The sequence below is a fragment of the Pseudomonas sp. NPDC088322 genome (assembly GCF_044740745.1).
GTDB classification, from domain to species: Bacteria; Pseudomonadota; Gammaproteobacteria; order Pseudomonadales; family Pseudomonadaceae; genus Aquipseudomonas; species Aquipseudomonas shirazensis.
Window position 1 is genome coordinate 217,102 of the sequence record NZ_JBIURK010000008.1, and the last position, 12,078, is coordinate 229,179.

Below are 12,078 nucleotides of genomic sequence, written 5' to 3' on the forward strand. Positions count from 1 at the left end.
ACACACCACCCCCCCCAGAGCAGCAACCGCTCTGGCGCGCTTCATGCAAGACAAATCACCAAGTGGCCGCACTCCCTTCGGCCCCCAAAAAAAATAACTGGTGAATCCAATGCCAAGCGATCATCCCGCCGGTACGCCGGCTACTTCTTCCGTCGATTTCGAAAAGGTCGGCTCCGACTATTTCCAGCAACGCGAATTGAAAAAAGGCGCCGCCGGCTGGGTCCTGCTGGTCGGTCTCGGGGTCGCCTATGTGATCTCCGGTGACTACGCCGGCTGGAACTTCGGCCTGGCCCAAGGCGGCTGGGGCGGCATGTTCCTCGCCACCTTGCTGATGGCGACGATGTACCTGTGCATGTGCTTCTCGCTGGCCGAACTGTCGTCGATGATCCCTACCGCCGGCGGTGGCTACGGCTTTGCCCGCAGTGCGTTCGGCCCGTGGGGCGGTTTTCTCACCGGCACCGCGATCCTGATCGAGTACGCTATTGCCCCCGCGGCGATTGCGGTGTTTATCGGCGCCTACTGCGAGTCGCTGTTCGGCATTGGCGGCTGGATGATCTACCTGGCCTTCTACATCATCTTCATCGGCATCCACATCTTTGGGGTCGGCGAGGCATTGAAGCTGATGTTCATCATCACCGCGGTGGCAGCGATTGCCCTGGTGGTGTTCCTGCTCGGCATGGTGCCCCATTTTGATGCGGCCAACCTGTTTGACATCGCTCCAACCAACGCCGCCGGCGCCAGCAGTTTCCTGCCGTTTGGCTACCTCGGTGTGTGGGCGGCAATCCCCTATGCGATCTGGTTCTTCCTCGCGGTCGAAGGCGTGCCGCTGGCTGCCGAAGAAACCAAGAACCCGAAACGTGACCTGCCGCGTGGCCTGATCGGCGCGATGCTGGTGCTGCTGGCGTTTGCCCTGCTGATTCTGGTGATCGGCCCGGGCGGTGCCGGCTCGGAAGCGCTGAAAGCCTCGGGCAACCCGCTGGTTGAAGCCCTGTCGAAAGCCTACGGCGGTTCGACCTGGATGGGCGGCTTCGTCAACCTGGTCGGCCTGGCCGGTTTGATCGCCAGCTTCTTCTCGATCATCTATGCCTACTCCCGGCAGATCTTCGCCCTGTCGCGCGCCGGCTACCTGCCGCGCAAGTTGTCGCAGACCAACAAGAGCAAGGCGCCGGTGCTGGCGCTGATCATCCCGGGCATCATCGGTTTCGCGCTGTCGCTGACCGGTCAAGGTGATTTGCTGATTCTGGTCGCGGTTTTCGGCGCGACGCTGTCGTATGTATTGATGATGGCGGCGCACATCACCCTGCGTATCCGCCGGCCGAAAATGGACCGCCCGTACCGCACCCCGGGCGGCATCTTCACCTCGGGCGTGGCGCTGGTGCTGGCCTGCGTGGCGGTGATTGCCGGGTTCCTGGTCGATCCGCGAGTGGTAATTGGCGCTGCGGTGATCTATGCAGTATTGATTGCCTACTTTGCGTTCTACAGCCGTCACCACCTGGTAGCGGGCACACCGGAAGAAGAGTTCGCTGCGATCCAGAAGGCCGAAGAGGCCTTGCACTGATTGCCGCTATGCGCCGCAGGCCCTGCCTGCGGCGCTCTGGAGAGTCTGTATGGCAAGTTTCGTACACACGGTAGGCCATCTGGTCTACCGCTTCGACAGCCTCAAGGAAGTCATGGCCAAGGCCAGCCCGGCCCGCTCCGGTGACTTCCTCGCCGGAGTCGCCGCCGAAAATGACGGCGAACGCGTCGCCGCGCAGATGGCCCTGGCCAATATCCCCCTCACGCACTTTTTAAGCGAAGCGCTGATCCCCTACGAAGAGGACGAAGTTACCCGACTGATCATCGACAGCCACGACGCTGAGGCCTTCGCCCCGGTCAGCCACCTGACCGTCGGCGGCCTGCGCGACTGGCTGCTCGGCGAGCAGGCCGATGAAGACAGCCTGCGCGCCCTCGCCCCTGGCCTGACCCCGGAAATGGCCGCGGCGGTGTCGAAGATCATGCGGGTGCAGGACTTGATCCTGGTCGCGCAGAAGATCCGCGTAGTCACTCAGTTTCGCGGCACCATGGGTTTGCGCGGACGCCTGTCGACCCGCCTGCAGCCCAACCATCCGACCGATGAGCCAGCCGGGATCGCCGCGAGCATTCTCGACGGCCTGCTGTACGGCAACGGCGATGCGATGATCGGCATCAACCCGGCCACCGACAGCATTTCGTCGATCTGCGCCATGCTGGAAATGCTCGATGCGATCATCCAGCGCTACCAGATCCCGACCCAGGCCTGCGTGCTGACCCACGTCACCACCTCGATCGAGGCGATCAACCGCGGCGTGCCGCTGGACCTGGTGTTCCAGTCGATCGCGGGCAGCGAAGCGGCCAACGCCAGCTTTGGCATCAACCTCAATGTCTTGCAGGAAGGCTATGAAGCCGGCCTGTCGCTCAAGCGTGGCACCGTCGGGCAGAACCTGATGTATTTCGAGACCGGCCAGGGCAGCGCGCTGTCGGCCAACGCCCACCATGGCGTCGACCAGCAAACCTGCGAAACCCGCGCCTACGCCGTGGCGCGCCACTTCAAGCCGTTTCTGGTCAATACCGTGGTCGGTTTCATCGGCCCGGAGTACTTGTACAACGGCAAGCAGATCATCCGTGCCGGCCTCGAAGACCACTTCTGCGGCAAGCTGCTCGGTGTGCCGATGGGTTGCGACATCTGCTACACCAACCACGCCGAAGCCGATCAGGACGACATGGACACCCTGTTGACCCTGCTGGGGGTCGCCGGGATCAACTTCATCATGGGCATCCCCGGTTCCGACGACATCATGCTCAACTACCAGACCACCTCTTTCCACGACGCCCTCTACGCGCGCCAGACCCTTGGCCTCAAGCCCGGGCCGGAATTCGAAGCCTGGCTGGAGCGCACCGGCATCTTCACCCAGGCCGATGGCCGCATTCGCTTTGGCGACAACCTGCCGCCCGCTTTCCGCCAGGCCTTGGCGCAGCTCGCATAGGGATGACCATGGATCAGCACACACCAACCACCGACAACCCCTGGCTGGCCCTGCGCAGCCTGACTCCGGCGCGCATCGCCCTGGGCCGCAGCGGCATCAGCCTGCCGACCAGCGCCCAGCTGGATTTCCAGTTCGCCCACGCCCAGGCCCGCGATGCCGTGCACCTGCCGTTCGACCACGCCGGGCTGCGCAGTCAGCTCAGCGACCGCGGCCGCGAAAGCCTGCTGCTGCACAGCGCCGCCAGTGATCGCGACCAGTACCTGCAGCGCCCTGACTTGGGTCGACGGTTGAATGAAGCCTCGGTCGAACAACTGCGCGAGCACGTAAAGGCCAACCCCGGCGGGGTCGATCTGGCTATCGTCGTGGCCGATGGCCTTTCTGCGCTGGCGGTGCATCGGCATACCCTGCCGTTTCTCAGCCGCTTTGAAGAGCAGGCCGCAGCCGATGGCTGGAGCAGCGCACCGGTGGTGCTGGTCGAACAAGGCCGCGTCGCGGTCGCCGACGAGGTCGGCCAGCTGCTCGGTGCACGCATGACGGTCATGCTGATCGGCGAACGACCGGGGCTGAGCTCGCCCGACAGCCTGGGCCTGTACTTCACCTTCGCGCCCAAGGTCGGCCTGACCGATGCTTATCGCAACTGCATCTCCAACGTGCGTTTAGAGGGGTTGAGCTACGGCATGGCCGCGCATCGCCTGTTGTATCTGATGCGCGAAGCGTGTCGGCGCCAGCTGTCGGGCGTGAACCTCAAGGACGAAGCCGAGGTACTGAGCCTCGACTCGTCAGACCCCAGCGCAAAACGCGTTAACTTTTTGCTCGGCGAACAGTAGTTATCACTGCTGGCGGCTGGATTGCGCTTCGCGCCTGCTTTGGGGCAGCATGGGCGCGAACGTTGTCGGCAACCTGTCGTTTGCCTAAATGGACTCTGAGGGCCGTACATGCGCATCATCAAGGCAACCCTGGCACATCTCGACCTGCTCAACCCATTGTTCGTCAAATACCGCGAGTACTACGGGCAACTGCCCTACCCGGACAGCTCACGCAGCTTTCTCGAAAAGCGCCTGCGGCTGGAGGAGTCAGTGATCTATCTGGCCTTCGCCGATGACGATGTCGACGACAGCAAGCTGCTGGGCTTCTGCCAGCTGTATCCAAGCTTCTCGTCGCTGTCGCTCAAGCGTGTGTGGATCCTCAATGACATCTATGTCGCCGAAGATGCCCGGCGAATGCTGGTAGCCGACCACCTGATGCGTGAAGCAAAGAAGATGGCCAAGGAAACCAACGCCGTGCGCATGCGCGTATCGACCAGCACCGACAATCAGGTCGCCATGAAAACCTACGAGTCTATGGGCTTTCGCGAGGACACCGAGTTCAAGAACTACACCCTGCCGATCAACTCGGATTGATCGCGCTGTGGCAGCGGCGTGCAGCCGCTGCTGCAGACACCAGCGCCACGGCCTTTGCCGCCGGCCGGTAATCCGCCGCTACAATCTCCCCGGGCACGATCCCAGCTTGTCCGTATAATCCCTTTTTTACATGTGTGAAAGTTTACCTACGCTCACACATGGGTAGCCGATTTCCGTCTTTGCGCGCCCGTTGTCGCGGGTCAAGAACACAGGTGCTGTACATGGATTTCAACCCGCTTGACCTCATCCTGCATCTCGATGCCTACCTTGATCTGCTGGTGAACAACTACGGCCCGTGGATCTACGCCATTCTCTTCGCGGTGATCTTCTGCGAAACCGGGCTGGTGGTGATGCCATTCCTGCCGGGCGACTCGCTGCTGTTCATTGCCGGTGCAGTGGCGGCCGGTGGTGGCATGGACCCGGTGCTGCTGGCCGGCCTGTTGATGGCCGCAGCGATCCTCGGCGACAGCACCAACTACGTGATAGGCCGCACGGCCGGTGAACGCTTGTTCAACAAGCCCAACTCGAAGATCTTCCGCCGCGACTACCTGCAGCGGACCCATGATTTCTACGACAAGCATGGCGGCAAGACCGTGACCCTGGCGCGCTTCCTGCCGATCCTGCGCACCTTTGCGCCGTTTGTAGCCGGCATTGCCCATATGCACTACCCGCGTTTCCTGACTTTCAGCGTGGCCGGTTCGCTGCTCTGGGTCGGCGGCTTGGTCACCCTGGGCTACTTCTTCGGCAACGTGCCGTTCATCAAGCAGCACCTGTCGCTGATGGTGGTGGTGATCATCGTCCTGTCGCTGGTGCCGATGCTGCTCGGCCTGCTGCGTGGCCGCTTCGGTCGCGCGGCCAAGGCGCACTGATCGGCACATGTGGTCGTTACGCGCCTGGCGGCGCCGGCGCACCCTGGCGCGCTATCCAATCGACGCGCAGTTGTGGCAGGCCGTGCGCCAGCGCCTGCCGGTGCTCGATGGCATAACCGCCGAGGAAGACCACTGGCTGCGTGAGGCCTGCGTGCTGTTTCTGCATGCCAAACACCTGACCTGCCTGCCCGGGGTCGAACTGGATGACGAGCAGCGCCTGCTGCTCGCCGCCCAGGCGCAACTGCCGTTGCTGCACCTGGGCGACCTTGACTGGTATCAGGGTTTTCACGAGATCATCCTCTACCCCGACGACTTCAAAAGCCCCCAGCGCCACCGCGATGCCAGCGGCGTCGAGCACGTCTATGACGGCGAACACAGCGGCGAAGCCTGGCAACAGGGGCCGGTCATTCTGGCAATGGACGGGGTGCTCGCCGGTGGCGGCTGGGAGGCCTACAACCTGGTGATCCACGAGCTGGCACACAAGCTCGACATGCTCAATGGCGATGCCAACGGCCTGCCGCCACTGCACCACGGCATGCACGTCGGCGACTGGTCGGCTGCGATGCAGAGCGCCTACGACGACCTCAACCGCCAGCTTGATGCCAACCCGGATGCCGAGACCGCAATTGACCCGTATGCCGCGGAGAATCCTGCAGAGTTTTTCGCCGTCACCAGCGAATACTTCTTTAGTGGGCCTAACCTGCTACAACAGGCATATCCGCAGGTCTATCAGCAATTGGTCCAGTTCTACCGGCAGGACCCGCTGGCCCGCCTGACCCGGCTGCAGGCCGAAGATCCGCAGTATTGCGCCAGTCAGCCCTGAGCTGGCCACACATCAGGCAGGGCGTGGCGTGCACTGGCGGAATATGCCTATAATCGCCGCCAATTTTCTGAACAGACACGGGGGCCCTGCCCAATGAGCTACAGCAAGATTCCGGCTGGCAAAGACCTGCCGAACGACATCTACGTCGCCATCGAAATCCCGGCTAACCACGCCCCGATCAAATACGAGATCGACAAGGACAGCGACACCCTGTTCGTCGACCGTTTCATGGCCACCCCGATGTTCTACCCGGCCAACTACGGCTTCATCCCCAACACCCTGGCCGACGACGGTGATCCGCTCGACGTGCTGGTCGTGACTCCGTACCCGGTAGCGCCAGGCTCGGTCATCCGCGCCCGTCCGGTCGGCGTGCTGAACATGACCGACGATGGCGGCGGCGACGCCAAGGTCATCGCGGTCCCGCACGACAAGCTGTCGCAGCTGTACGTCGACGTCAAAGAGTACACCGACCTGCCAGCGCTGCTGATCCAGCAGATCGAGCACTTCTTCGCGAACTACAAAGATCTCGAGAAGGGCAAATGGGTCAAGATCGAAGGCTGGGCCGGCGCCGATGCCGCTCGTGAAGCGATCACCAAATCGGTTGCTGCCTACAAGGGCTGAGCCGAACAAGTCTGAGCGGTGATGCCGTTCAGACCATGTGTCTAGGGGCGCTCTGCGCCCCTTTTCATGCCTACTCTTCCCTGCTGCAGATTCCCTCGCACAAAATCCGTCCTAGGATCCTTCCTACAAACCCTCTGTTTTCCCACAACAAAATCAAACCCTCAGTTCATTTTCCTGCCGCTCTGCCCCCGTTAAACTTCGCCCATGACGACATCCGGCGACCGCCTCAAGGCACTCCTGCAAGAATGCGACCTGACCCCTTCCGATTTCGCCGCCCAGCGTTGCGTTACCCCCCAACACGTCAACAATTGGTTCAAACGCGGTGTGCCTCTGGCACGCATGGACGAAATGGCCGATCTGTTCTGCGTGCACCGGCGCTGGCTGATGAACGGCGTAGGGCCCAAATACCACAGTGCCATCCTGCGCCAGAGCGGCGTCTGCGCCGAGGCAGTGCACCAACCCACCTCGCTGCTCGACCTGGACGGCCGGCTGCTGCGGATCTCCCTGTACCGGCTGCACGGCAACCAGCTGTCACCTGACATGCAGGGCCACCTGACCCTGCCGGCACAATCTCTGGAAACCCTCGGCGTGTTCCCTCAGCGAGCGATATGCATGCTCATGCCCGCCGGCAACATGGCGCCGATGATCCCGCAGGACGCGATCATTGCCATCGACCGCGGCAGCACCCATGTAGTCGATGGCCAAACCTATGCCCTGCTGCACAACGGCCAGCTCAAGGTGCACAGTCTCAGCCTCGAGCACGACGACACCCTATGCCTGCACAGCCATGACCAGCGTAACTACGCGGTCGAGCGCTACACCTTCGCGCAACGTCAGGAGCAAGGGCTGGAAATCATCGGCTGGGTATTCCACTGGTCATATTTCAACCAGCGGGCCAGCTCCTGAAATACCCCGTGCAATTTTTTGCTGGGCATCGGCTGCCAGCCCTAGTATGCTTCGGCCCACATTACGCCCCACACCGGCCCAGGCCGCGTTGCAGAGGGCTCGGCGACGCCTGACACAGCCGTCTGCCTTCTTTTCATGGCCCTTGAGGTCATACCGTTTAAGGCGGTTGCGGCTTACCAAAAATGAGCCAAGATCGTCCCCGAGAAGCCGGCCACAAGCCGGCTTTTTAATGCCCGCAATTCACCCGCCCTCCCGCAGGTAGCCCATGATGAAAATCGTCCCGCTGCTGATTACCCTCCTGTTCGGCCCCGTCGTCATTGGCCAGACGCTTGCAGCGCCTCCCGCCCGCGAGCAGACGGTCGATTCGAGCCGGCTGCAAAGCGACAGTCAGGCCTATCGCTTCAGCACCTTCAGGCTGGACTCCGACGATGGCAAGCGCCACTACCAATTGTGGGTCGGTCAACCCAACAGCCCGGCCCCGGCTGCCGGCTACCCGGTGCTTTGGATGCTCGACGGCAATGCAGCGATGGCTGTGCTGCAACCGGGGCTGTTGGAGAAACTCGCCAACGGGCAAGCCCCACTGCTGGTAGCCGTGGGTTATCAGGGTGAGCAACGCATTGACCGAAACGCGCGCAGCTTCGATTACACGCCACCGTTACTGGCTTGACCGAACAGCTCGACCCTCTAACGGGCCTGCCCAGCGGTGGTGTCGATGCGTTTCTGGACCTGCTCAGCCAGCGCATGCGCCCGCTGGTCGCCAGTGTCGCGCCAATCGACACCAACCGGCAGACGCTGTGGGGCCACTCCTACGGCGGCCTGGCGGTCCTGCATGCGCTGTTCACCCGCCCAGGCGAGTTCAGCCACTACGCAGCCGCCAGCCCCTCGCTGTGGTGGCATGACGGTGCGATTGGGCGTGAAGCGCATGGCCTGCAGCAGCGTCTTGGTCAGGCTCGACCGTCCCTGCTGCTGATGCGTGGCACAGCCGAACCAGCCAGCCCGCGCGGACAGCAGCAGGCGGATGCCGAGCGGCCGATGCGTGAGCTGGCGACCGAGCTTGGCCAGGTAAACGGCCTGCACGTCTCTTACCAACGCTTCGATGACCTGAGCCACGGAGCAATGCTGCCTGCATCGCTGGCGCATCTGCTGGAAACGCTTTCAAAGTAATCAGCAGGCGGTGTGCTGCGTTATGGATGGACGTACTTGAGCACATACATGGACAAGGCGCGGAACACCTCAGCCGGAATCGCGGGCATCAGCGGGTGGGCTTTGGCCAATGTAGCGCAACACTTCTGAACCATTTTCTGGCGCACCTCTTCGCTTATCAGCCCAGCGTGAACGACTTGCGCATACTGCAGATAAGCGCATGGGGAGTTGGCCTGAGCATTGCGCAGGATGCCAAACTTAACGCCCAGCTGTGGCACCTGAGCGAACGGCTGGCCCTTGAAGTCCGCCTGCGGCGTGAGCTCTGCATAGCTGTCGCAGGTACTGTGGCAGAGCACTTGGCGCTCCATGTTGGTCGGCAGGTCGCGCTGGTAGAGCGTGATTTCCGAGCCGGGCACTTGAGTGCAGGCATTCTCGAAGGCATCCAGAATCGCCTTGGCGTTGAACTGCGCCTCCTCGATCTGGGTCAATGACACCACTCGTTCAAGCTCGCTGGTTTCGATACTTTTGACCACTCGATCAAGCGTTGCCCAATGGCTGAGTTCCTTTTGGCAGGCGATCATATGGACCTCGAAACGGTAGCCCGCTGCCGTTGCCGCCGGTGGAAATCTGGCAAATTCGATGTTATCCAGCGCCGACTCCATGATGATGTTGTACTTGTTGGCAAAGGCGTACGCGAACACTTTTTCGCCCAGTGCCCAGATGAACTTTTCGGTGTGCTCGTACACATGGAGCACACCCTGCGCCTGCATCTGCGCGTAACTGGGGTGCAACTCACGAAACGCCGGCAGGTATAGGCGTACGTAGTTCTCATAGGACCCACTGGGTAGCAGGGTTTTTTCCAGCAGGAAGGTTTTGCCCGAGCCCTGCGCACCGGCGACGATCAGTATTTTCGGGCTCGGCAACTGGTGGTCGTCAGGGTCGAAATCACGTTGTACGTCGAACAGCGTCACGCTGAGTTGATCGAACGCTTTCTGCACATCGTCATCGCTGAATGGGTATTGACTGGTCATGCGCGTGTGCTCCTTGAGGATCAGCCCGATGTCGGGCGGGTCGATAGGCTGCAGCACGCTCGCCAGGCTGAGGCGGTAAATAATTGCCACCGCCGACTACGGCGAAAGTCGCAGAGCCGGCGCTTGCCAGCCCGGTGCCTCGGTGCTGTATGCTGAGCCGGTCTTCAGGGCGGGGTGCAAGTCCCCACCGGCGGTAAATCGAAAGATGAGCCCGCGAGCGCCCCGACCCGGTCGGGGGACAGCAGATCTGGTGAGATTCCAGGGCCGACGGTCATAGTCCGGATGAAAGAAGGCGTTTGGCAGGGGCCATCAGGTGCCCCTGTGCGCGCGTTTTGTTCGCCCCGAGACGTTCATCGATTTTTCACGAGGAGCGTTTCATGTCACCCAAGCACCAACAGCAATTCCCCAATGTTGCCGCCGCACTGGCTGCATTCCAGGGAGGCCGTCCGGTCCTGTTGCTCGACGACAATGACCGCGAGGACGAAGCGGACATCATTGCCGCCGCCGAAAACATCTCGCTGCAAACCATGGCCATGATGATCCGCGATTGCAGCGGTATCGTTTGCCTGTGCCTGGACGAAGCCACGGTCGACGCGCTCGAGCTGGCGCCGATGGTGAAGAACAACCAGGCCCGCCATGGCACCGGTTTCACCGTCACCATCGAGGCAGCCGAGGGCATCACCACTGGTGTTTCTGCGCATGATCGGATCACCACCATTCAGGCGGCTTTGAGCTCGAGCGCCGAACAGCGTCATATCGTCAGCCCGGGCCATGTGTTCCCGCTGCGGGCGCGCAATGGCGGCGTGCTGACCCGCCGTGGTCACACCGAAGGCACGGTCGACCTGGCGCGCCTGGCCGGGCTGCGGCCGGCCGGCGTGCTGTGCGAACTGATGAACCCGGATGGCAGCATGGCCCGCGGCGAGCAGGTGGCCTTGTATGCGCGTGAAAACAGCATGCCGATGCTGACCATCGAGGAGTTGGCCCAGTACCGCGTGGCGCTGACCCAGCTGGAAGCCGTCGCCGTCTGATCGCAACCTGACGCGGGGCGAGCCGGTATCTGCGGCCTGCCCCGTGCCAGCATGAGCGCGCTAGCGCAAGCCTAGCGGACCTTTCAGGAACTGGTACAAGCCCGCCGCACTCTTGCGATAGCCATCTGCGGTCAGGTGCACCAGATCACCCCGCGCCAGCCCCTGTGCCTGCCAGGTTGCAATCGAGCACGGCCCACCCATGTAGCCCTGCCAATCCCAGAACAACGCCTTGTGCTTCTGCGCCAGCTGACGCTGGATGCGCACAACTGCGGCCAATGGCTGCGGCTGCCGTGCTGCACAGCTGCGCGCCTTGCGCTGCTTGATCGAGTCCGGCGGGCCGACCAGCAGGATCGCGCTGCGCGGCATGTCCTGCCGCAAGCGCGTCAGGGTGGTGTCCAGTTGCGTCTGGTACAGCGCCAGATCAAGGGTGTCGTCAAACGCCTCGTTGGTGCCGTAGGCGAGGATTACCAGGTCGGGGCGCAGCGCCTTGAGGCTGTCTTGCCAACCTGGCTGCCACTTGTCGACCACCTCCAGGCGGGCGCCGTTGATACCCAACGCCGACAAGGTCACCCCGCTGTTCTTCTGCCCTTGGATGTACCAGCCACCGAGCAGTACGCCCTGGCTGGGCTGCAAGCTCATCTGCACGGGCAAGCCGAGGTTGGGGAAGGCCGGGCTCAGTTGCCACTTGCCGGCGGTGGCCGGGAGCATGCGCCGCTGCGTGCCATTGGCCACCAGCGTGCTGTTGCTGGCTGCCTGGTACAACGCAGAGATGCGATAGCGCTGGTGGTCATCATCACGCGCCTTGAGGGTGACCACCGGCTGCGCCGCTTGCGGGATGGACAAGTAACCACCCAACGGAAACTGGCTGCTCTGCTGGTTGCGCGCCGACACCAGCGTCCACTGCCGCGGCTCGCTGTTGATGATCACCCGGTCATGGCGGATGCCGGGCACGGCGGTGGCCGGCACCAGGCCAATGCCACCGTCACCGTAACGCGCCTGCAGCAACCGGCGCAGCTCGCCGCTGAACAAGTCTGCAGCGGTATGCGAGTCGCCCAGCTGGACAATCGCCACCGGCGCTCGGCCGGCGTTGCGCAGCTTGCCCGCGAGCAGGCTGACGTTGCCGTCCCGGGTCGGGCTGGGGTTTTTTGCCTGTTTGACCGGCTGCGGCTGTGGCGGCGCGGTTACGCCAGCGCTGCAGCCTTGCATGCTGCTGATCAACAGGGCCAGGCCCAGCAAGTGACGCCATGGGCGCATA

11 protein-coding genes, 1 pseudogene and 1 riboswitch are annotated in these 12,078 nt (G+C 62.6%); of the genes and pseudogenes, 10 read left to right on the top strand and 2 right to left on the bottom strand.

The genetic code is table 11. The features are described 5' to 3' along the window. Nucleotides 1-109: 109 nt before the first annotated feature. The 9 genes and pseudogenes from eat to ACIOAU_RS21035 all read left to right on the top strand — a co-directional run bounded on the left by eat (nt 110) and on the right by ACIOAU_RS21035 (nt 8,785). Nucleotides 110-1,558 carry an ethanolamine permease gene (gene eat, locus ACIOAU_RS20995; protein WP_101322284.1) on the top strand — a complete coding sequence of 483 codons (1,449 nt, stop codon included), beginning with the start codon at nt 110-112 and terminating at the stop codon, nt 1,556-1,558. Nucleotides 1,559-1,607: 49 nt separating this feature from the next. After that, the gene (locus tag ACIOAU_RS21000) at nt 1,608-3,002 is read left to right on the top strand and encodes an ethanolamine ammonia-lyase subunit EutB (protein ID WP_101322285.1); all 1,395 of its coding nucleotides are present in this window, start codon (nt 1,608-1,610) and stop codon (nt 3,000-3,002) included. An 8-nt stretch (nt 3,003-3,010) separates the two neighbouring features. Further along, nucleotides 3,011-3,829: an ethanolamine ammonia-lyase subunit EutC gene (gene eutC, locus ACIOAU_RS21005; RefSeq protein ID WP_312391600.1), complete on the top strand. Its 819-nt coding sequence runs from the start codon at nt 3,011-3,013 to the stop codon at nt 3,827-3,829. 108 nt (nt 3,830-3,937) lie between these two features. Next, on the top strand, nt 3,938-4,402 hold the full coding sequence (locus tag ACIOAU_RS21010) for an N-acetyltransferase (RefSeq protein WP_101322286.1): 465 nt from the start codon (nt 3,938-3,940) through the stop codon (nt 4,400-4,402). Nucleotides 4,403-4,623: 221 nt separating this feature from the next. Next, nucleotides 4,624-5,271 carry a DedA family protein gene (locus tag ACIOAU_RS21015; protein WP_101322287.1) on the top strand — a complete coding sequence of 216 codons (648 nt, stop codon included), beginning with the start codon at nt 4,624-4,626 and terminating at the stop codon, nt 5,269-5,271. A 7-nt stretch (nt 5,272-5,278) separates the two neighbouring features. Further along, nucleotides 5,279-6,094, top strand: coding sequence for a zinc-dependent peptidase (locus ACIOAU_RS21020; protein ID WP_401184416.1), 816 nt, complete (start codon nt 5,279-5,281; stop codon nt 6,092-6,094). Between the two features lie 93 nt (nt 6,095-6,187). Beyond that, on the top strand, nt 6,188-6,715 hold the full coding sequence (gene ppa / locus ACIOAU_RS21025) for an inorganic diphosphatase (RefSeq protein ID WP_101322289.1): 528 nt from the start codon (nt 6,188-6,190) through the stop codon (nt 6,713-6,715). Nucleotides 6,716-6,919: 204 nt separating this feature from the next. Beyond that, a complete protein-coding gene (locus ACIOAU_RS21030; protein WP_101322290.1) occupies nt 6,920-7,621 on the top strand; it encodes an XRE family transcriptional regulator in 702 nt (233 codons plus the stop codon). A 268-nt stretch (nt 7,622-7,889) separates the two neighbouring features. Further along, a pseudogene (locus ACIOAU_RS21035) lies at nt 7,890-8,785 on the top strand (alpha/beta hydrolase). A 20-nt stretch (nt 8,786-8,805) separates the two neighbouring features. Here the strand turns inward: ACIOAU_RS21035 and ACIOAU_RS21040 are convergent. Continuing rightward, nucleotides 8,806-9,795: a zeta toxin family protein gene (locus ACIOAU_RS21040; RefSeq protein WP_150571019.1), complete on the bottom strand. Its 990-nt coding sequence runs from the start codon at nt 9,793-9,795 to the stop codon at nt 8,806-8,808. A 156-nt stretch (nt 9,796-9,951) separates the two neighbouring features. Further along, a riboswitch (FMN riboswitch) is annotated at nt 9,952-10,093 on the top strand. 79 nt (nt 10,094-10,172) lie between these two features. Here ACIOAU_RS21040 and ribB point away from each other — a divergent pair. Further along, a complete protein-coding gene (gene ribB / locus ACIOAU_RS21045; RefSeq protein WP_150570986.1) occupies nt 10,173-10,823 on the top strand; it encodes a 3,4-dihydroxy-2-butanone-4-phosphate synthase in 651 nt (216 codons plus the stop codon). Between the two features lie 60 nt (nt 10,824-10,883). Here the strand turns inward: ribB and ACIOAU_RS21050 are convergent, their stop codons facing one another. Continuing rightward, a complete protein-coding gene (locus tag ACIOAU_RS21050; protein WP_150570987.1) occupies nt 10,884-12,077 on the bottom strand; it encodes an SGNH/GDSL hydrolase family protein in 1,194 nt (397 codons plus the stop codon). Between the last annotated feature and the right edge of the window lies 1 nt (nt 12,078).

Coding starts and splice junctions, on each gene's coding strand:
- ACIOAU_RS21010 (WP_101322286.1), top strand. CDS start 3,938: ATGCGCATCATCAAGGCAACCCTGGCACATCTCGACCTGCTCAACCCA.
- eat (WP_101322284.1), top strand. CDS start 110: ATGCCAAGCGATCATCCCGCCGGTACGCCGGCTACTTCTTCCGTCGAT.
- ACIOAU_RS21030 (WP_101322290.1), top strand. CDS start 6,920: ATGACGACATCCGGCGACCGCCTCAAGGCACTCCTGCAAGAATGCGAC.
- ribB (WP_150570986.1), top strand. CDS start 10,173: ATGTCACCCAAGCACCAACAGCAATTCCCCAATGTTGCCGCCGCACTG.
- ppa (WP_101322289.1), top strand. CDS start 6,188: ATGAGCTACAGCAAGATTCCGGCTGGCAAAGACCTGCCGAACGACATC.
- ACIOAU_RS21020 (WP_401184416.1), top strand. CDS start 5,279: ATGTGGTCGTTACGCGCCTGGCGGCGCCGGCGCACCCTGGCGCGCTAT.
- ACIOAU_RS21040 (WP_150571019.1), bottom strand. CDS start 9,795: ATGACCAGTCAATACCCATTCAGCGATGACGATGTGCAGAAAGCGTTC.
- ACIOAU_RS21050 (WP_150570987.1), bottom strand. CDS start 12,077: ATGCGCCCATGGCGTCACTTGCTGGGCCTGGCCCTGTTGATCAGCAGC.
- ACIOAU_RS21000 (WP_101322285.1), top strand. CDS start 1,608: ATGGCAAGTTTCGTACACACGGTAGGCCATCTGGTCTACCGCTTCGAC.
- eutC (WP_312391600.1), top strand. CDS start 3,011: ATGGATCAGCACACACCAACCACCGACAACCCCTGGCTGGCCCTGCGC.
- ACIOAU_RS21015 (WP_101322287.1), top strand. CDS start 4,624: ATGGATTTCAACCCGCTTGACCTCATCCTGCATCTCGATGCCTACCTT.